Annotated in this window: 17 protein-coding genes; 6 read left to right on the top strand and 11 right to left on the bottom strand. The window is 72.0% G+C overall.

Annotation, left to right across the window (positions count from 1 at the left end; all coding sequences use genetic code 11):
- Window positions 1-27 precede the first annotated feature (27 nt).
- A complete protein-coding gene (locus tag ASG91_RS10765) occupies window positions 28-984 on the top strand; it encodes a plastocyanin/azurin family copper-binding protein (protein WP_082594082.1) in 957 nt (318 codons plus the stop codon).
- A 70-nt stretch (window positions 985-1,054) separates the two neighbouring features.
- Here the strand turns inward: ASG91_RS10765 and ASG91_RS10760 are convergent, their stop codons facing one another.
- Window positions 1,055-3,070, bottom strand: a complete 2,016-nt coding sequence (locus ASG91_RS10760; RefSeq protein WP_056922623.1) for a TIGR03960 family B12-binding radical SAM protein — start codon at window positions 3,068-3,070, stop codon at window positions 1,055-1,057.
- A gap of 136 nt (window positions 3,071-3,206) precedes the next feature.
- Between ASG91_RS10760 and ASG91_RS10755 the strand changes: the two genes are divergently transcribed.
- Window positions 3,207-4,064, top strand: coding sequence for an SGNH/GDSL hydrolase family protein (locus tag ASG91_RS10755; RefSeq protein ID WP_162257529.1), 858 nt, complete (start codon window positions 3,207-3,209; stop codon window positions 4,062-4,064).
- Between the two features lie 11 nt (window positions 4,065-4,075).
- Here ASG91_RS10755 and ASG91_RS10750 read toward each other — a convergent pair whose 3' ends face one another.
- Entirely contained in the window at window positions 4,076-5,218 is a 1,143-nt protein-coding gene (locus ASG91_RS10750) for an esterase family protein (protein ID WP_056922621.1), read from the bottom strand.
- A 151-nt stretch (window positions 5,219-5,369) separates the two neighbouring features.
- Between ASG91_RS10750 and ASG91_RS20665 the strand changes: the two genes are divergently transcribed.
- Together ASG91_RS20665 and ASG91_RS10745 are read left to right on the top strand one after the other, a co-directional pair.
- Window positions 5,370-5,543: a hypothetical protein gene (locus tag ASG91_RS20665; RefSeq protein ID WP_157606297.1), complete on the top strand. Its 174-nt coding sequence runs from the start codon at window positions 5,370-5,372 to the stop codon at window positions 5,541-5,543.
- A gap of 28 nt (window positions 5,544-5,571) precedes the next feature.
- Window positions 5,572-6,183 (top strand): protein-L-isoaspartate O-methyltransferase, encoded by a 612-nt coding sequence (locus tag ASG91_RS10745; RefSeq protein WP_256363722.1) that lies wholly within the window; start codon window positions 5,572-5,574, stop codon window positions 6,181-6,183.
- Window positions 6,184-6,186: 3 nt separating this feature from the next.
- On the opposite strand, the gene ASG91_RS10740 is transcribed toward ASG91_RS10745, so the two are convergent.
- The 9 genes from ASG91_RS10740 to rimP form a co-directional block, all read right to left on the bottom strand.
- Window positions 6,187-8,037 (bottom strand): long-chain fatty acid--CoA ligase, encoded by a 1,851-nt coding sequence (locus ASG91_RS10740; protein WP_056922620.1) that lies wholly within the window; start codon window positions 8,035-8,037, stop codon window positions 6,187-6,189.
- Between the two features lie 121 nt (window positions 8,038-8,158).
- Window positions 8,159-9,337, bottom strand: a complete 1,179-nt coding sequence (rodA, locus tag ASG91_RS10735) for a rod shape-determining protein RodA (RefSeq protein ID WP_371262044.1) — start codon at window positions 9,335-9,337, stop codon at window positions 8,159-8,161.
- A complete protein-coding gene (locus ASG91_RS10730) occupies window positions 9,301-10,260 on the bottom strand; it encodes a bifunctional riboflavin kinase/FAD synthetase (RefSeq protein ID WP_056922742.1) in 960 nt (319 codons plus the stop codon). Before ASG91_RS10730 ends, rodA begins: the two co-directional genes overlap by 37 nt.
- Before the next feature lie 10 nt (window positions 10,261-10,270).
- A complete protein-coding gene (gene truB / locus ASG91_RS10725) occupies window positions 10,271-11,185 on the bottom strand; it encodes a tRNA pseudouridine(55) synthase TruB (RefSeq protein WP_056922618.1) in 915 nt (304 codons plus the stop codon).
- Window positions 11,172-11,684 (bottom strand): 30S ribosome-binding factor RbfA, encoded by a 513-nt coding sequence (gene rbfA / locus ASG91_RS10720; protein WP_056922617.1) that lies wholly within the window; start codon window positions 11,682-11,684, stop codon window positions 11,172-11,174. The genes truB and rbfA overlap by 14 nt, the downstream gene beginning before the upstream one ends.
- Before the next feature lie 97 nt (window positions 11,685-11,781).
- Entirely contained in the window at window positions 11,782-14,715 is a 2,934-nt protein-coding gene (gene infB, locus ASG91_RS10715; protein ID WP_056922616.1) for a translation initiation factor IF-2, read from the bottom strand.
- 188 nt (window positions 14,716-14,903) lie between these two features.
- Window positions 14,904-15,161, bottom strand: coding sequence for a YlxR family protein (locus tag ASG91_RS21200; RefSeq protein WP_255358352.1), 258 nt, complete (start codon window positions 15,159-15,161; stop codon window positions 14,904-14,906).
- Between the two features lie 95 nt (window positions 15,162-15,256).
- A complete protein-coding gene (gene nusA, locus ASG91_RS10705; RefSeq protein WP_056922615.1) occupies window positions 15,257-16,366 on the bottom strand; it encodes a transcription termination factor NusA in 1,110 nt (369 codons plus the stop codon).
- A gap of 1 nt (window position 16,367) precedes the next feature.
- Entirely contained in the window at window positions 16,368-16,973 is a 606-nt protein-coding gene (rimP, locus tag ASG91_RS10700) for a ribosome maturation factor RimP (protein ID WP_056922614.1), read from the bottom strand.
- Window positions 16,974-17,074: 101 nt separating this feature from the next.
- On the opposite strand from rimP, the gene ASG91_RS10695 reads away from it, so the two are divergent.
- A complete protein-coding gene (locus ASG91_RS10695; RefSeq protein WP_056922613.1) occupies window positions 17,075-18,115 on the top strand; it encodes a DUF4439 domain-containing protein in 1,041 nt (346 codons plus the stop codon).
- Window positions 18,112-19,056, top strand: coding sequence for an aminoglycoside phosphotransferase family protein (locus ASG91_RS10690; protein WP_056922612.1), 945 nt, complete (start codon window positions 18,112-18,114; stop codon window positions 19,054-19,056). Before ASG91_RS10695 ends, ASG91_RS10690 begins: the two co-directional genes overlap by 4 nt.
- Window positions 19,057-19,117 lie beyond the last annotated feature (61 nt).

Genomic DNA, 19,117 nt, shown 5'->3' with positions numbered 1-19,117 from the left:
TCGTGAGTTCTGCCCTGAGGAGCACCCATGTCTGGGAAGTCAATGCTGCGACGGCTCGTGCTGGCCGTCGTCTCCGTCACCGTCCTCGTCATCCCCGTCGCCGTGGGCTCGACCGCCTCGGCGGCCATCGCCGGACCCGTCACGTGGCACGTCCGCGTCGGCGCCGAGACCCCCGACATGGCCGTCACCGCGATGGCCTTCCTGCCCAAGGACGTCTGGGTCGACGCGGGCGACACCGTCCACTGGACAGCCAACAGCGCAGAGCCGCACACCGTGACCTTCCTCGCGCCGGGGACGGCCCTGCCCGAGTTCAACCCGTTCGACCCGTCCCAGACCACGGTCCAGGGATCCTCCACGTATGACGGCACCGCCTATGCCAACTCCGGGATCATGGCCACGCAGCCGATCTTCGTCTTCACCGACCCGGTCGCCACGTACGACCTGACCTTCACGGCCACGGGCGACTTCACGTACGTGTGCCTGCTGCACGGCCTGATGATGACGGGGACGGTGCACGTGCGTCCGGCGGGCACGGCCTACCCCTACACCCAGCGTGACTACGACCGGGTGGGGACGCAGCAGGCCAACGCGACCCTCCACCGAGGACGCACCGCCTGGCGCGAGGCCAAGCTGGCCCATGCCACCACCGGCTCCCGTGTGCTCGTCGGCGTGGACGGCGAGGGCTTCGGGGTGTCGCGGTTCGTCCGTGACCGGATCGTCGTGCACGTGGGCCACACCGTGTCCTTCTACGTCGCCGGACCCGGCGCGCCGCACACCGTGACCTTCGGTCAGGAGCCCCCGGGGCTCGCCATCCTGGCTCCGTCCGGCGACCCGACCCACTTCGCCGGTGGGGACCTCAACAGTGGGGTGCTCGCGCCCGGTGCGCCGTTCGACGTCACCTTCACCACCGTGGGCACGTTCCACTACATCTGCGCCATCCACGACGACATGGGCATGGTCGGTGACGTGGTCGTCGTCCCCTGACCCCGAGGGAGTGTGAGCGATCCGCCGGGCCAGAGCCCGTCGGATCACTCACACTCTCGCGGTGGGTCGCTCAGTGGGTGTGGGAAGCCACCGTGGACGCGAGCATGCCCTCGCGACCGGCACCGACGACGGTGAGCGGCAGCAGGGTCTTGCCGGTCGGCCCGATCTCGATGTCGGTGCCCATCTGGGGGCAGACACCACAGTCGAAGCAGGGCGTCCAGCGGCAGTCGTCGACCTCGGTCTCGTCGAGGGCGTCCTGCCAGTCGGCCCACAGCCACTCCTTGTCGAGGCCGGAGTCGATGTGGTCCCAGGGCAGCACCTCGGTCTCACCGCGCTCACGCGTGGTGTACCAGGCGACGTCGACCGGCAGGTCGGCCAGCGCGGTCTCGGCCGCCGTCATCCAGCGGTCGTAGGAGAAGTGCTCGCTCCAGCCGTCGAACCGGCCGCCGTCACGCCACACCTGCTCGATGACCCGGCCGACCCTGCGGTCGCCGCGCGACAGCAGTCCCTCGACGATGCCGGGCTTGCCGTCGTGGTAGCGGAAGCCGATCGAGCTGCCGTAGCGACGGTCGGACCGGATCGCGTCGCGCAGCTTGGCGAGCCGCGCGTCGGTCTCCTCGTCACCGAGCTGCGCGCACCACTGGAAGGGCGTGTGCGGCTTGGGGACGAAACCGCCGATCGACACGGTGCACCGGATGTCGCGGCGGCCCGAGACCTGGCGACCGGTCTCGATGACCTTCTTGGCGAGCTCGGCGATCTGGAGCACGTCCTCGTCGGTCTCGGTCGGGAGGCCGCACATGAAGTAGAGCTTGACCTGGCGCCAGCCGGCGCCGTAGGCGGCGGAGACGGTCTTGATGAGGTCGTCCTCCGACACCATCTTGTTGATGACCTTGCGGATCCGCTCGCTCCCGCCCTCCGGGGCGAAGGTGAGCCCGGAGCGGCGCCCGTTGCGGGTCAGCTCGTTGGCCAGGTCGATGTTGAACGCGTCGACGCGGGTGGACGGCAGCGACAGCCCGGTCTGGGTGCCCTCGTAGCGATCGGCCAGCCCCTTGGCGATGTCGGCGATCTCGGAGTGGTCGGCCGAGGACAGCGACAGCAGCCCGACCTCCTCGAAACCCGTTGCGGCCAGACCACGCTCGACCATCTCACCGATCCCGGTGATGGACCGCTCGCGCACGGGGCGGGTGATCATGCCGGCCTGGCAGAACCGGCAGCCACGGGTGCAGCCGCGGAAGATCTCGACCGACATCCGCTCGTGCACCGACTCGGCCAGCGGCACCAGCGGCTGCTTCGGGTACGGCCACGCGTCGAGGTCCATCACGGTGTGCTTCGACACCCGCCACGGCACGCCATGCGCATCCGGCTTCGGCGCGATCCGCTGGATCCGCCCGTCGGGCAGGTAGGACACGTCGTAGAGGGACGGCACGTAGACCCCGCCGGTGCGCGCGAGGCGCAGGAGCAGCTCGCGCCGGCCACCCGGCATACCCTCGGCCTTCCAGGCGCCGATGTGGTGGGTGACGGCCAGCACGGCTTCCTCACCGTCGCCCACGATCGCGGCGTCGACGAAGTCGGCGACCGGCTCGGGGTTGAACGCGGCGTGGCCGCCGGCGACGACGATCGGGTCGTCGTCCGAGCGGTCGACCGCGTGCAGCGGGATGCCGGCGAGGTCGAGGGCGGTGAGCATGTTGGTGTAGCCCAGCTCGGTCGAGAACGACAGGCCGAGCACGTCGAAGTCACGGATCGAGCGGTGCGCGTCGACGGTGAACTGAGGGACGCCGGACTCGCGCATCAGCGCCTCGAGGTCGGGCCAGACCGCATAGGTCCGCTCGGCGAGGGCGTCGGGGCGCTCGTTGAGCACTTCGTAGAGGATCATCACGCCCTGGTTGGGCACGCCGACCTCGTAGGCGTCGGGGTACATCAGCGCCCAGCGGGTGGTGAGCTCCTGCCCCTGCGGGCCGTGGCCGCCACAGTTCCAGTCCTTCACCGTGGAGTTCAGCTCGCCCCCGACGTACTGGATGGGCTTGCTGACCTGCTCGAGCAACGGCTCGAGCAGCGGGAAGACGGAGGTGCCGGGGGTGGGGTTCATGGTGGGACAAGGGTAACGGCGGTGCCGCTGGGCACCGAATACGAGCGGTCACCATCGCCGGGGCGCAGGGCTCCCACCCGCCCGGGGCGCCTCCCCTCTCACCCTTCTCCCAGCATCGGTTCCTAGCATCGCGCGGGTGTCTCGTCACCGGTTGCCACGCACGGTCCTGGCCGGCGGAGCTGCCCTCGCAGCCGCGGTCGTCGCCCTCGTGGCGGTGGTCGGCGTGGTGGGGTGGTGGGCGCCCAGCGGGTCGGCACCGGAGCCGGACCACTCCGCACGGGCCGAGAGCGCCGCCACGCCCACCCGGACGACGACCTCGTCCGCCTCGAGCCCACGGTCCGTCGTGGGAGTCGGCGACTCGGTGACCGCCGGGACCAACTGCGACTGCGCGCCCTTCGTGGCGCGGTTCGCCGAGCTGCTCGGCGCCCGGGATGGTCGGCCCGCGACGGCCACCAACCTGGGCGTCCCCGGCCTGACCACTCACTCGCTCGCCACCCAGCTGACCCAGGCCGGACCAGCCAGGTCGGTCGCCGCCGCCGACCTGGTCGTCGTGACCATCGGGGCCAACGACCTCGGACCGCTCGAGGACCGCTGGGAGCAGGGCGGCTGCGGGCCGGCCTGCCTGGCGCCCGCCGTGGCCGCCATGGCGCGCGGGCTCGCGACCGATCTCGCCAGGGTCAAGGCACTCGGCGGCTCGGGCCAGCGGGTGGAGGTGACGACCTACTGGAACGTCTTCGAGGACGGCGACGTCGCCGACCGGCAGCGCGGAGCGGGCTTCGCCGACTGGAGCGACAGCGTGACCGTGGCTGCCAACCGGGCGATCTGCGCGACGACGCGGACCTTCGGTGACACCTGCGTCGACCTCTACGCGCCGTTCCTCAGTGCGGACGGCAACCGCAACCCCACGCCGCTGCTGTCTTCCGACGGGGACCACCCCGACGCCGCTGGTCACGCCCTGATCGCCCGCGCGCTGCTGGCGGCCACCCCGCGCTGACGGCCGGGAGGTCAGCGGCTGAGGTGGGCGGACAGGAAGTCCAGGGCGCGCGGCAGCACCGCCGACCACGCCCTGAAGTTGTGGCCACCGTCGGGGACCACCTCGGTCGTCACGGACATCGGTGCGTGCACCAGGGCCACGAACCGGCGGGTGTCCCGCAGCCCCGTGCCGCTGACCTCCCCCGTCCCGATCGAGGCGAAGAGCGAGACCGGCGGGGCCGGCTGGTGTCGCAGCAGCCACTCCGGGTCGTTCAGGTCGCGCAGCACGGCCGAGCCGCCCCAGAGGTCGCCGGTCGTGTCGTCCTCGAGCGTGTGGTAGTACCCGGAGAGCGACGCACCGGAGGTGAAGACCGAGGAGTGCGTGAGGACCAGCTTGGCGGCGCAGTAGCCACCGGTCGAGTCACCCATCGCGCCCCACCCCACCGGCGACACCCGCAGGTCCTGCGAGATCGCCCGCGGGACGTCCTCACCGAGGAAGGTCAGGACCTGGGGGCCGGCCGGGACGTCGGTGCACTCGGTGTCACGCGGCGGCGCAGCGGTCGGTCGCAGCATCACGAGGACCATCGGTTTCGCCAGGTGCGCGTCGAGCTGCGACAGGAGGACCTGGGGGTACTGCATCCTGGAAACCAGCTCCCGCGTCGCGCCCGGGTAGCCGGTCATCACCTCGACCCCGGGGAACCGCTTCCGCAAGTAGGCCTTCTGGAAGTACTGCGGTGGCAGGTAGACGGCCGCCGCCTCGGACAGGCCGCTGTGGGCGCCCACCACGGTCAGGGCCTCGACCCGGCCACGAGTGGACCACTGCGCAGGCGTCGACCAGGAGTCGATGCCGGCGAGCGAGGGGTCGAAGCTGGCTGCGCGAGGAGGTCCACCGTGGTGCCGCCCGACGTGGGTGGCCGCGGCGTGGACGACCGCGCTGCCGGAGAGCGACGTGCCGAGGAGCTCGGACCAGGACCCGTAGAAGTAGCCGTAGTCGTTGAGGGCCGCCGCGACGAAGAGCACGGCGGCCAGCTGGCCGGCCACGACCAGCCCGATCCGCTGCCCGACCTGCGCCGTCCGTGGTCCGTGCACGCGGGACCAGAGCAGCAGGGTCAGGCTCGTGCACCCCAACGTCGCGACCCCCAGCGTGACCAGCAGGGGCCAACCCAGCAGGGGCATGACATGCGACCTCCGACCTGCCCCGACCGCGGAGCACGAAGCCAGCGTGCGCGCCGCGGATGTGCGGTGCCTGCGACTCCGCTGGGGGTTGGCTGGGAGCTGCCCGAGGGGACTCAGGTGGCTCCCAGCATCGCGTCCTAGCCTCGCCGCCATGCGCGCGTCCTCGGTCCGGATCATCGCCGTCTTCGGTCTGCTGCTGACCCTGGCGGTGTCCGCGCACTGGATCGGGGGCGGGCCCGACCCGGCTCCGTCGAGCCACCCCAGCGCGAGCCACCACTCGGGTCAGGTCGCCACCCCGGTCGGCTCGTCCGGGTCCCCACGCTGACCAGCCCGGACGGTCGCATACTGGAGCCGTGCCGAGCCCGGCCGAACGCGTCGCCGCGGCCATGGAGGCGGTGCCCCGCACCGGCTTCCTGCCGCCCGCCCAGCGCGCCCACAGCGACCGTGACGCGCCGCTGTCGATCGGTCACGGGCAGACGAACAGCCAGCCGACGACGGTGCGCCAGATGCTGGAGCTGCTCGACGTCCAGCCCGGCGACCGCGTCCTCGACGTGGGCTCCGGCTCGGCGTGGACCACCGCGCTCCTCGCGCACCTGACCGGCCCCGCCGGCAGCGTCACGGGCGTCGAGCGGGTGCCCGACCTGGTCGCCTTCGGAGCGGCGAACCTGGTCGCCGCCGGTATGCCGTGGGCGCACGTCGAGCGTGCCGTGCCGGGCACCCTGGGCTGGCCCTCCGGTGGTCCCTACCAGCGCATCCTCGTCTCCGCGCAGGCGCCGGCGCTGCCGGCCGAGCTGGTCGACCAGCTCTCCGCGGCAGGGGTGCTCGTGCTCCCGGTGGCGGGCCGGATGCTCCGCGTGCGGGCAGACGACGGCGGGCCGACGGTCGAGGAGCACGGGTGGTACCGCTTCGTGCCCCTCGTCGCCGACCCGCCGGCGGGGCGTGCCGCCCCGGGTCCTGCTGGCTAGCGCCTAGCCCGCGTAGTGGGCGTCGAGCGTCTCCTGGTACTTCTCGCTGACCGCCTTGCGCCGCAGCTTGAGGCTCGGGGTCAGGTCGCCGTCCTCGATCGTGAGGTCGTGGTCGAGGATCGTGAACTTCTTGATCTGCTCCCACCGGTTGAGGTTCACGTTGAGGTTGTCGATGTAGACCTGCACCATGTCGTGCGCCTCCTTCGAGGTGACGATGGCCCGGTAGTCACCGGTGACCCCGTGCAGGTCGGCCCACTCCTTGATCGCGTCGGGGTCGAGCGTGACCAGCGCCGTGACGAAGTTGTGGTCCGCGCCGTAGACCATGAACTGGCTGACGTAGGGGCACAGCCCCTTGAAGGTCGACTCGATCAGGGACGGCGCGACGTACTTGCCGCCCGACGTCTTGAAGAAGTCCTTCTTGCGGTCGGTGATCCGCAGGTAGCCGTGGTCGTCCAACGTGCCGATGTCACCGGTGTGCAGCCAGCCGTCGGCGTCCTTGGTCTCGGCGGTGTCCTCCGGCTTGTCGTGGTAGCCCTCCATTATCCCGGGGCCGCGCAGCAGCACCTCGCCGTCCTCGGCGATCTTCACCTCGGTGCCGGGCAGGGCCCAGCCCACGGTGCCGATCGCGTTGCCGGCCGGGCGGTTCACGAAGGACGCCGCACTGGTCTCCGTCAGGCCGTAGCCCTCGAGGATCGTCAGGCCGATCGAGTCGAACCAGTTGGCGATGTCCTTGTTGAGGGCCGCGGAGCCGGAGATGAAGAAGCGGATCCGGCCGCCGAACCGCTGGCGGACCTTGTGCAGCACCAGCTTGTCGGCGAGCGCGAGCTTCTTGGCGAGCAGGCCGGTCGGTACCTCACCCCGGGCCCGCATGCCGGCGACCTCGCGGCCGACGGACACCGACCACAGGAAGAGCTTCTCCTTGAGACCACCTTCGGCCTTCATCATCATCGTGATCCGGCCGTAGGCCTTCTCGAAGATGCGCGGGGCGGCGCCCATGAAGGTCGGCTGCACGACGGCCAGGTTGTCGACGATCTTGTCGACGCGACCGTCGATGGCGGTCGGGAAGCCGACCTGCAGGGGCAGAGTCAGCAGCACCTTGCCGAAGACGTGCGCCAGCGGCAGCCAGAGGTACTGCAGGTCGTTCGAGTTGAGGATCCCGATCGAGTCGACCGCGGCCGCCTCGTAGGTCCACGCGTCGTGGGTGAGCCGGACACCCTTGGGACGACCGGTGGTGCCCGACGTGTAGATGATGGTCGCGAGCTGGTCCTTGGTCAGCGCGTCGATCCGGTCGTCGACCGCGGAGGAGTTCGTGGCGAGCAGCTCGACGCCCATCTGCTCGAGCTCGTCGAGGCTGATCACCCACTCGCCGTCAGCGGTGCCGTCGAAGGTCACCACCCGGGTGATCTCGGGCAGGTCGATCCGGCGCTCCCAGAGCTTGGCGATCTGGTCGTCGTCCTCGGCGAAGACGACCACACTGCCGGAGTTGGCGAGGATGTAGGCGACGTCGGGGGCGATCGTCGTCGGGTAGATCGTCGTGGTCGCGCCACCGGCACACATCACCGCCAGGTCGGTCAGGGCCCACTCGTACCGCGTCGAGGACGCGATCGCCACGCGGTCCTCCGGGTGCACCCCGAGGGCGACCAGTCCGGCGGCCAGGCGGTAGGCACGCTCACGGACCTGGGTCCACGTGACCGACGACCACGAGTCGTCCTCGGCGAAGCGGAACGCCTCGGCGTTCGGCGACTTCGCGACGCGGTCGCGGAACAGGTGCGCGACCGTCTCGGGGCGCTGCTCCAGGACCGCGTCGTTGACGCGCTCGTTCTGGGCGGTGAACAGGGGGGTGTGAGTCGACATTGACCGTCCTCGGCTCGGTGCAGGGGTTGCCGGGGATAGTGCCATGCACCGGCACCCAGTGGGGGTGAACGAGCACGATTGTGGCCAAAAGGTTGGACGTCCTGGCCCCGGCCCCGAGGGGTCAGCGCCGTCGCGGCGTCAGGTGCACGTTGTTGACCAGCCCGATGGCCAGCCAGCAGGCGAACATCGAGGACCCTCCGTAGGACAGGAACGGCAGCGGCAGGCCGGTGACCGGCATGATCCCGAGGTTCATGCCGACGTTCTCGAAGACCTGGAACAGGAACCAGACCGCCACCCCGGACGCCATCAGCCGCCCGAAGGCGTCCTGCGCCCGCGCCGCCACGAGCACCGCGCGGAGCACCACGAAGCCGAGCAGGAGCAGGAGGCCGGCGGACCCGAGGAAGCCCAGCTCCTCCCCCGCCACCGAAAAGACGAAGTCGGTCTGCTGGAACGGGATGAAGCCGCCCTGGGTCTGCCGGCCCTCGAAGAGGCCCTGCCCCTGCCACCCGCCCGAGCCGATCGCGATCCGCACCTGGCGGGTCTGGTAGCCGATCCCCTGCGGGTCGGCCTGGGGGTTGGCGAACGCCGTGAGGCGGTCACGCTGGTAGTCGCTCAGCACCGGCGTGGTGAGGGCGACGACCACCCCCGCAGCCACGAGCGCCACCGCCGCCGCCAGCCAGCGCTTGGGGGTGCCGGCCACGGCCACCACGCCGAACGCGAGGGCTCCGAGGACCAGGGCCGAGCCCAGGTCGGGCTGGAGCATGACCAGCCCGATCGGCACGGCCGCCACCACCACCGCCAGCAGCAGGTCACGCGCGTCCGGCTGGGCCTGCCGGTCGATCCGCTCGCCCAGGATGATCGCCAGCCCGAGGCAGAGCGCTGCCTTGGCGAGCTCCGACGGCTGCACGGAGAAGCCGCCGGGAAGCAGGATCCACGAGTGGGACCCGTTGATCGTCGAGCCGACCGGTGTGAGCACGAGCACCAGGCCCGCCACGGAGACGAGGTAGAGCCACGGCGCTGCGGCGCGTAGCCACTGGTAACCGGTGCGGGTCACCGCCGCGGCGAGGGCCACTCCGACGGAGGTGTTGAACAGGTGCCGGGCGAGGTAGGCGGTGCCGCTCTGGTGGCGGGTCGCCGAGTAGACCAGGAGGGCACCGATCAGGGACAGGCCCAGCGCGGCCACGACCAGGCCCCAGTCGCTGCGCGCCCACAGCGCAGCGCCACCGCTCGCCCTGGCCCACATCCCGCCGTGGCGGGACCGGGTCAGGACGGGACGATCGAGGCCAGGACCTGTCGGCACGTCTCGATGTCCCCGGCCATCGCCTCGAGCAGCTCCTCGATCGAGTCGAAGCGCAGCGTCGGCCGGATCCGGTGGACGAACTCGACGGTGACCTCCTCGTCGTAGAGGTCGAGGTCGGTGCGGTCGAGGACGTAGGCCTCGACGGTCCGCAGGGTGCCGTCGAAGGTCGGGTTGGTGCCGACCGAGATCGCTGCCGGCAGGGTCCGCTCGGGGTCGTCCCCGGCCTTGGCCACGCGGGTGAGCCACCCGGCATACACCCCGTCGGCGGGGACCAGCCCCAGCGAGTCGGGCGACAGGTTCGCGGTCGGGTAGCCCAGCTCGCGCCCGCGGTGGGCGCCGTGGACGACGGTGCCGGTCATGCGGTGCGGCCTCCCGAGGATGGCCGAGGCCTCCGCGATCTCGCCGGCGGCGAGGTGGCGGCGGACGGCGGAGGACGACCACCGCTCGCCGTTCCCGAGGTCCTCCAGCACGATGACGTCGAAACCGTGGGCCGCGCCGAGGGCGGAGAGCGTGCCGACGTCGCCGGTGTAGCCGCGGCCGAACCCCCGGGCGTCCTCGCCGACCACGATCGCCCGCACGCCGAGGGTCTCGACGAAGGTGTGGACGATGAACTCCTCGGCGGTCTGCTGGGCGAACTCCTCGGTGAAGTCGAGCACGAGCAGCCCGTCGATGCCAGTCGTGCCGAGCAGCTCGTCGCGCAGCCGCCCGGGTGAGATCAGCTCGAGGGTGTCGGGGTGGAAGATCGCGGCCGGGTGGGGGTCGAAGGTGACGGCCACACTCGGCAGGCCGCGCTCGGTCGCCTCGGCGACGAGCCGCGCGAGCACGGCCCGGTGGCCGAGGTGGACGCCGTCGAAGTTGCCGAAGGTGGCCACACAGGGGCGCAGACCAGCAGGGGTCGCGGCGGGGTCGGTCCAGCGGTGCACGGGGGACACTCTACGAACCGGCCGGGGCGAACACGACGTGCGCCCTGGCTTTGTGACCCGACTCATCGAGCATCGCGACCAGCCGCCCGTCCGGGGCGAACGCAGCAACCGGATCGGTGCGGCCCGGCTGCGCCGAGTCCACCCGCTGGCCGTAGCCCACAGCGGTGGCTTCCTCGGCGGTGAGCTCGCGGCCGGCGAACTGGGCTCGGGCCGCGTCGGTCAGGGGGGTGACCGGGATCAGTTCCGGGTCGGCCACGGCGCCGAGGGCCTCCAGCGTGTGGGCCTGGTCGAGGGTGAACGCCCCGACCCGCGTGCGCCGCAGGGCGGTGAGGTGACCGCCCACCCCGAGCGCGGCGCCGAGGTCGCGGGCCAACGCCCGCACGTAGGTGCCGGAGCTCACCGTCACCTCGACGTCCACGTCGAGCACGGGTATGCCGTCCACGTCGCCCGCGCGGGTCGACCGGACCTCGAACCGGCTGACCGTCACTGGTCGCGGCGGGAGGTCGACGTCCTCACCCGCACGGACGCGGTGGTAGGAGCGCTCCCCCTTGACCTTGATCGCCGACACCGAGCTCGGGACCTGCTGGATGTCACCGGTGAGCTCGCGCACGGCGGCGTCGAGCTGGTCGGGGGTGACGCCGTCGGCGGCCACCGTCGCGGTGACCTCGCCCTCGGCGTCGTCGGTGATGGTGGTCTGCCCGAGCCGGATGGTGGCGGTGTAGTCCTTGTCGCAGCCGACCAGGAAGGTCAGCAGGCGGGTGGCCCGGCCGATGCCCAGCACGAGGACCCCGGTCGCCATCGGGTCGAGCGTGCCGGCGTGGCCGACCTTGCGGGTCGCGCAGAGCCGCCGGGCCCGACCGACCACGTCGTGGCTGGTCCAGCCGGACGGCTTGTCGACGACGAGCAGGCCGTCAGGCGCGGGCATCCGCGCCGGAGTCCTGCGAGCCGTCGGTTGCGGTGTCGTCCGCGTCGCCGGCGTCGTCCACCCCGTCGAGGTCGTCCTCGGGCTCGGGCTTGCGGTAGGGGTCCGCCTCGCCGGCGTAGGTCGCTCCGGCGGCCGCGGCCGCGACGGCCTCGTCGCGCTCCTTGGCCTCGCGGAGCAGGTCCTCGAGGTGGGCGGCCGTCTCGGGGATGGCGTCGGCGAAGAAGTCGAGGCTCGGCGTCAGCCGGATCTGGATCTGCCCGCCCACGAACGAGCGCAGCCGACCCTTGTTCTTCTCCAGGAGGGCCGCGGTCTTGGCGCGCTGGGTCTCGTCACCGAACACGGTGTAGAAGACCGAGGCGTGCTGCAGGTCACCGGTGACGCGCACGTCGGTGATGGTGACGAAGCCCAGGTCGGGGTCCTTGACGATCGACTCGACGTTCGCGGCGATCAGGGTCTTGATGCGGTCGGCGATCTTGCGGGCCCGTCCGGCGTCAGCCATGCGAGGACTCCTTGCTGCTCGTGGTGAGGGTGTGACTCAGGCGAAGCCTGTGGGCCGGGGGTGACGTACCGCCGCCCCCGGCCCACACGGCATACCGTCAGTCGCGCGGCTTCTCGCGCATCTCGGACGTCGCGATGAGGTCACCGATCTGGAGGTCGTTGAACGACCCCAGGTTGATGCCGCACTCGAAGCCCTCGCGGACCTCGGTGACGTCGTCCTTGAACCGGCGCAGACCGGCGATCTCGATGTTCTCCGCCACGACCACACCGTTGCGGGTGATCCGCGCCCGGGTGCCGCGCTTGATCTCGCCGCTGCGGACGATCGATCCGGCGATGTTGCCGAACTTGCTGGAGCGGAAGATCTCGCGGATCTCGGCGGTGCCGAGCTCGATCTCCTCGAACTCCGGCTTGAGCATGCCCTTGAGGGCCGCCTCGATCTCCTCGATGGCCTGGTAGATCACCGAGTAGTAGCGGATCTCGACGCCCTCGCGCTCGGCGTAGTCGGCGTTCTGGCCCTCCGCGCGGACGTTGAACCCGATGATCACCGCGCTGGACGCCATGGCCAGGTTGATGTTGTTCATCGTGATCGCACCGACACCACGATCGATGATCCGCAGGTCGACCTCGTCGCCGACGTCGATCTGCAGCAGCGCGTCCTCGAGGGCTTCGACGGAACCGGACACGTCACCCTTGAGGATGAGGTTGAGGGTCTCGACCTTGCCTGCTGCGAGGGCCTCGGTGAGGTCCTCGAGCGAGATGCGCTTGCGGGCCTTGGCCAGCGACGCCTGCCGGTCCGCGGACTCGCGGCGCTCGGCGATCTGGCGGGCCGTGCGGTCGTCCGGAGCCACCACGAAGGTGTCACCGGCGCGCGGCACCGAGGACAGGCCCAGCACCTGCACCGGACGGGACGGACCCGCCTCGGTGAGGTTGTTGCCGTGCTCGTCGAGCATCGCGCGGACGCGGCCGTAGGCCGAACCCGTGACGATGGCGTCACCGACGTGCAGCGTGCCGGCCTGGACCAGCACCGTGGCCGTGGCGCCACGGCCACGGTCGAGGTTGGCCTCGATCGCGACACCGCGGGCGTCGCGGTCGGCGTTGGCGCGCAGGTCGAGCGCGGCGTCGGCGGTGAGCAGGACGGCCTCGAGCAGCGCGTCGATGTTCTGGCCGGCCTTGGCCGACACGTCGACGAACATCGTCTCGCCGCCGTACTCCTCGGCGACCAGGTTGTACTCGGTCAGCTGCTGGCGCACCTTGGCCGGGTTCGCACCCTCGACGTCGATCTTGTTGACCGCCACCACGATCGGCACGTCCGCAGCCTGGGCGTGGTTGAGCGCCTCGATGGTCTGCGGCATGACGCCGTCGTCGGCCGCGACCACGAGGATCGCGATGTCGGTCACCTTGGCACCACGGGCACGCATGGCGGTGAACGCCTCGTGACCCGGGGTGTCGATGAAGGTGATCGGACGGTCGACGCCCTCGTGCAGCTTGTGCACCTGGTAGGCACCGATGTGCTGGGTGATGCCACCGGACTCGCCACCGGCGACGTCCTCGTTGCGGATCGCGTCGAGCAGTCGCGTCTTACCGTGGTCGACGTGACCCATGACGGTCACGACCGGCGGACGCGCCTCCAGGTCCTCGTCGTCCTCGCCCTCGATGCCCGTCTCCAGGTCGATGTTGAAGGCGTCGAACAGCTCCTTCTCCTCCTCCTCGGGCGAGACGACCTGGATGTCGTAGCCGAGCTCGGCGCCGAGCAGCTTGAAGGTGTCCTCGTCCAGCGACTGGGTGGCCGTGGCCATCTCGCCGAGGTGGAAGAGCACCGTCACGAGGGCACCGGGGTTGGCGTTGATCTTGTCCGCGAAGTCGCTCAGCGAAGAGCCCCGGCGGACCCGGATGAGGGTCGTGCCGTTGCCGCGGGGGACGGTGACGCCACCCAGCGACGGGGCCTGCATCTGCTCGAACTCCTGGCGCTTCGCGCGCTTGGACTTGCGTCCGCGCACGGGACGGCCACCACCGCGGCCGAAGGCACCCGCGGTCGAGCCGCGACCGGCGCCACCACGGAAGCCACCGCCACCGGGGCGACCGGCGAAGCCGCCGCCGCCGCCAGCGCCGGGGCCACCGGGACCACCGGGGCCACGACCGCCACCGGCACCGCCGGGGCCACCGGGCCCACGGCCGCCACCACGGGCGGGACGCTCACCGGGACGACCGACCGCACTGCGGTCGGGCATCATGCCGGGGCTGGGACGGGCCGCGCCGGGGCGCGGTCCACCGGGGCCGGCCGTGCCACCCGGGCGCGGACCGGCTGCGCCGGGACGGCTCTGGGGGCGGGGCATGCCCTGGCTGGGCGCGAACGGGTTGTTGCCCGGACGGGCGCCACCCTCGCGGCCGCCACCCTCACGGGGAGCACCCTCGCGGGGGGCACCCTCACGGGCGGCCGGGCCGCCGTCACGACCGGTGCGCATGCCCTGGCTGGGCGCGAACGGGTTGTTGCCCGGACGCGGGGCGCCGGGACGGGGGGCCGGGCCACCGGGACGGGGCGCGTTGCCGGGCCGCGGGGAGGCCGGCACGCCGGGACCCTGCTGACCACCGTCACGCGCTGACTGGACGTCGGCCCGGGCCGTAGGGGCCTCGGGAGCAGCCGGAGCAGCAGGTGCCGGAGCGGCGGGAGCGGCTGCGGCGGGCGCAGCCGGAGCGGCGGCTGCGGGAGCCGGCGCAGGGGTGGGCTCTGCTGCGGGAGCAGCAGGCGCCTCGGGGGCAGCAGCCGGGGCCGCCGCAGGTGCGGTCGGCTCGGCGGTCTTGGCTGCGGTCGGGGCCGCCGGGGCGGACGGACCGGCAGGCTTGGCAGCTGCCTTCTTGGCGGGGGCCTTCTTGAGGTCCTCCGGGAAGGTCTCCGTCGCCTTGCGGACGACGGGTGCCTCGATGGTCGAGCTGGCGGTCTTGACGTACTCACCAATGCTGTTGAGGTGGGCGATCAGCGTCTTGCTGTCGGTGCCGAGCTCTTTGGCGAGCGCGCTTACACGGACCTTGGCCACGTTTCTCCTGTTCCTGGTCCGCAGTCAGGTGACAGGCGCGGACCGTCGTTAAAGCTGGTTGGAGCTCATTGCTGAGTTCTCATCGGATGCTCATCAGCGTCAAACCCAATCTCGGTTCGATGGACATAGCTGCTTCCCTGGACGGCGCCCATGGAAGCGGACGGTCCCCTCTGGTGGAGGGGCTGTGCTTAGCTCGTGGTCTGGTCCAGGCCCTCGACGTATGCCGTGACGGCTGCCGGATCCGGGGCGGCGCCGACACGCAGCGCACGACCGAACGCCCGGCGGCGCAGGGCCTGCTCGAGGCAGTCGCCCGTGGGGTGCAGCCAAGCGCCGCGCCCCGGCAGGCAACGCCGCGGGTCGGGGCTCAGTCGGATCACTCCGGCCTCATCCGTCTCCGCGACCACTCGCAGGAGTGCCGACCGGCTATCCGTCCTGCGGCACCCCACACACGTCCGGGTCGGTTGCCCGTGCGAGGTGTGGATGGTCGTGCTCGATGCCGCTGGCCGGAGTCCAGTCCGGTCGGTCACCACCAGTCTAGCCCCTACTGCCGCTCGGCTGCGTCACCAGCACCGCTGGCGGGGGCCTCGGCACGCGCCTCGCGGGGGCTGTCGACGGGCGCGGTGTCGGGTCGGATGTCGATCCGCCAGCCGGTGAGCTTGGCCGCCAGGCGGGCGTTCTGGCCCTCCTTGCCGATGGCCAGCGAGAGCTGGTAGTCCGGCACGACCACGCGGGCCGACCGTAGCGTCTGGTCGACGATCGTCACTGACTGGACCCGTGAGGGCGACAGCGCGGCCGCGACGAACGTGCGCGGGTCCTCGGAGTAGTCGACGATGTCGATCTTCTCGCCGTGCAGCTCGGTCATGACGGCGCGCACGCGGGCACCCATCGGCCCGATGCAGGCGCCCTTGGCGTTGAGGCCGGCGACCTTGGAGTGGACCGCGATCTTCGTGCGGTGGCCGGCCTCGCGGGCCAGCGCCGCGATCTCGACCGAGCCGTCGGCGATCTCGGGCACCTCGAGGGCGAACAGCTTGCGCACGAGGTTGGGGTGGGTGCGGGACAGCCCGATCTGCGGGCCCTTGGGGCCGCGACGCACGGAGACGACGAAGCAGCGCAGCCGCTCCCCGTGGACGTAGCGCTCCCCCGGCACCTGCTCGGCCAGCGGCAGGATGCCCTCGACGGTGCCGAAGTCGACGGTCACGACCCGCGGGTCCGGGCTCTGCTGGATGACGCCGGCCACGACGTCACCCTCGCGACCCTTGAAGTCACCCATGATCGCGTCGTCCTCGAGGTCACGCAGCCGCTGCACGATGACCTGTCGCGCCGTGGCGGCGGCGATGCGGCCGAAGCCGGTCGGGGTGTCGTCGAACTCCGGGCCGTACTCACGCGGTGCGCGCTCCGCCGGCGCCGGCGGGGTGTCGGAGTCGCCGTCCTCGGGGTCGGCCGGCTCCGGCTCGGGCTGCTCGAGCTCCTCCTTGGCCCACACCACGACGTGCCCCGACTTGCGGTCGAGCTCGACGCGGGCGTTGCGGTAGGCGCCGTCGGTGCGGTGGTAGGCGACGAGGAGGGCCTGCTCGATGGCGGGGATGAGGATGTCGAGGGAGATGTCGCGCTCCCTCTCGAGGGCCCTCAGTGCGCCCAGGTCGATGTCCATGTCAGTGCTCCTCAGCGGGGTCGACGCCGTCGGCGGCGTCGTCGTGGTCGTCGTTCTCGTCGTGGTCGTCGGTCTGGTGGTCGGGGTGCTCGTCCGCGCGGTCGGAAGGCCGCGAGAACTCGACCTGCACCACCGCTCGGGACACCTCGGCATACGCGACGTGGACCGACCGGGCCGGCTCCTTCTTCGTGGCCGGCACCTCGAGGGTGACCCCGGTGTCACCCGCGGCGGTGATGCGGGCCGTGACCGGTTCGCCCTCGACGAGGGTGAGCGTGACCAGCCGCGAGACGTTGCGCCGGAAGTGCCGCGGCTCGGTCAGTGGCCGGTCGATGCCGGGTGACCCGACCTCGAGCGTGTAGGGCTGCTCGCCCATCGCGCCCGTCTCGTCGAGCGCGTCACTCACGGCTCGGGTGGCGTCGGCCACCTCGTCGAGCGTCAGCGGTGGCGTGACGGAGGTCGTGTCACCGGTGTCCTGGAGGACCCGGTCGATCCAGATGCGGACGAGGCGGCGCTTGCCGGCAGGGGTCACGGCGACGTCCTCGACCAGCAGCCCGAGGTCGCTCAGCGGCGCCTCGACGGCGGGACGAATCTGTTCCTTGACGCTCACTGACTCGTCCTCTCTGAAGTTCTGGTGGTGGTGCACCGCCACTCTATCGGCGCCCCGAGTGGGCCGCATGCCCGCACCGGTCGGCATGCCATGATCGGCGCATGCCACAGGTCGACCCCGGTATGCCGCCGTGCCCCACCCGGCGTGGCGTCCTCACCGCGGGCGTCGGCCTGGCCCTCGGGTCGGTCGCGGCGATGTCGTTGGCGGCGTGCGGGATCCGGCTCAAGGACGACGCCCCGAGGGTGCCGCTCATCCCGACCCGGGCACCGATCTCGGGTGAGGCGTTCCTCATCGCGCTGTGGCGGCACTCGGACGACCTCGCCGAGCGTGCCACCAGCCTCGGAGGGGCGGCCACCGGGGTGCCGGCCAGGCTGGCCGGGCTGCACCGGCGCCAGGTGAGCGTCCTGCAGGCCGAGCTGCTCCGGCTCGGCGTGCCGCAGAAGGTGCTGGACGACGCCTCGGCTCCGTCGGCCACCCCCACGACCACCACCCCACCCACGACGGGGGCACCGACCACGGGCACGGCCACTGGTACCGGCACTGGCACTGGCACTGCGCCCGTCGCCGGACCCAAGGCGCTCGCGGCGGAGGAGGCCAGCGACCTGGGGCCGACCGCGATCGCGTCGCTCGCCACGGTGCCCTCGAGCGCGGTCCCGCTCATCGGCAGCGTGCTGGCCCAGCGCGCCGCCGCCGCGACCCTGCTCGGCGCGCCCGCCACCTGGCCCGAGCCGGCCTGGTCGGCCCCCTCGCTCGCGGCGTCGTACCTCGAGAGCACCCGCGCCGCCGTCTACGCGTTCGAGGTGGTGGCGGCGCAGTCCCCCACCGGTGCCCAGCGGACCCTCGCGCTGGCCACCCTCACCACGCTCGAGTCGCGGGCGAGCGAGCAGGAGTCCCTCGCCAGCGCCTCGGCGGGGCCACCGGCCCTGGGCTACCCCCTGCCGTTCGCCGTGACCACCCCGGCCGCCGCGCGCCGGCTCGCGGCCCGGGTGCTGACCGACCTGCGTGCCTCGGTCGCGCGCGACCTCGGCTCCACCAACGGCGACCTCGGACCGCTCGGTGCCCTCGTGCAGTGGCTGGCCGACACCGAGGTGCTGGGATCGCGCTGGGGTGTGCCGCTCGCCGCCTTCCCCGGCCTGACGTGACCCGACCGGAAGACGTCGTCGAGCTCGTCCCCGACGAGTTCCGCGCGTTCGTCCACCGCTTCTCCGCGCAGGACGGTGGGGTCGGTGGCCCGTCGGGCGCCGACTGGGCGGCCCGGCTGCCCAGGCTGCTGGCCGACGTGCTCGACGAATGGGGGCTGGAGCCGCTCGGCACCGGTCGCACGGGCTGGACCGCGGTCGTCGTGCCGGTGCGCCGGGACGGCGAGCGGCTGGCCCTCAGGCTGGTGTGGCCCCATGTGGAGTCCCGCGACGAGGCCCTGGTGCTGCGGCACTGGGACGGTCGCGGTGCGGTCCGGCTCGTGGCGGCCGACCCGGGCCGGAGCGTCCTGCTGCTCGAGGCCCTCGACCCGGACCGCGACCTGCGCGCCCTGGACGTTGACACCGCCTGCACCGTCGCCGGTGAGCTGATGGGTCAGCTCCACGTGCCGGCGCCCGCGGGGCTGCGTCGCCTGTCGACCGTCGCGCACGAGCAGCTCGTCAAGCTGGAGTCGGCGGACGGCGCGCTCCCCCGACGCATGCTCGAGCGGACGGCGACGCTGGTGCGTGACCTCACCGCCGACGAGCTCTGCGACGCCACGCTCGTGCACACCGACCTGCACTACGAGAACGTGCTCGCGAGCCGGCCGGGCTCGGGTCGGCCGGACTGGCTGGCCATCGACCCGCACGCCATGGCCGGGCACCCCGGGTTCGAGGTCCAGCCCCTGCTGCGCAACCGCACCGACGAGCTCGGCACCGGCTCGACGTTCCGCTACCTCGTGCGTCGACGGCTCGAGATCTGTTGCGAGGCAGCGGGAGTCGACGAGGACGAGGCGCTGGCCTGGACCTACGTGCACACCGCCATGGAGGCGGGCTGGGCGGCCGGGGACGGCGACCGGGACGCGGTGTCCTTCAACGTCGCGCTGCTCAAGGCCCTCGACAGCTGACGACCACGTCACCGACTTCTGGCCACCGGTCCCGCACCGGACACCACACGTGGGCTGCTCG

Origin of the sequence: Phycicoccus sp. Soil802 (assembly GCF_001429605.1) — a bacterium.
Classification (GTDB): Bacteria; Actinomycetota; Actinomycetes; order Actinomycetales; family Dermatophilaceae; genus Pedococcus.
Note: the sequence above shows the minus strand (reverse complement) of the source record. Positions and strands in the feature narration are given on the sequence as shown.

Bases quoted from the DNA above. Each gene is read 5' to 3' on its own strand.
- ASG91_RS10765 (WP_082594082.1), top strand. From the start codon at position 28: ATGTCTGGGAAGTCAATGCTGCGACGGCTCGTGCTGGCCGTCGTCTCC.
- ASG91_RS10760 (WP_056922623.1), bottom strand. From the start codon at position 3,070: ATGAACCCCACCCCCGGCACCTCCGTCTTCCCGCTGCTCGAGCCGTTG.
- ASG91_RS10750 (WP_056922621.1), bottom strand. From the start codon at position 5,218: ATGCCCCTGCTGGGTTGGCCCCTGCTGGTCACGCTGGGGGTCGCGACG.
- ASG91_RS20665 (WP_157606297.1), top strand. From the start codon at position 5,370: ATGCGCGCGTCCTCGGTCCGGATCATCGCCGTCTTCGGTCTGCTGCTG.
- ASG91_RS10740 (WP_056922620.1), bottom strand. From the start codon at position 8,037: ATGTCGACTCACACCCCCCTGTTCACCGCCCAGAACGAGCGCGTCAAC.
- truB (WP_056922618.1), bottom strand. From the start codon at position 11,185: ATGCCCGCGCCTGACGGCCTGCTCGTCGTCGACAAGCCGTCCGGCTGG.
- rbfA (WP_056922617.1), bottom strand. From the start codon at position 11,684: ATGGCTGACGCCGGACGGGCCCGCAAGATCGCCGACCGCATCAAGACC.
- nusA (WP_056922615.1), bottom strand. From the start codon at position 16,366: ATGGACATCGACCTGGGCGCACTGAGGGCCCTCGAGAGGGAGCGCGAC.
- ASG91_RS10695 (WP_056922613.1), top strand. From the start codon at position 17,075: ATGCCACAGGTCGACCCCGGTATGCCGCCGTGCCCCACCCGGCGTGGC.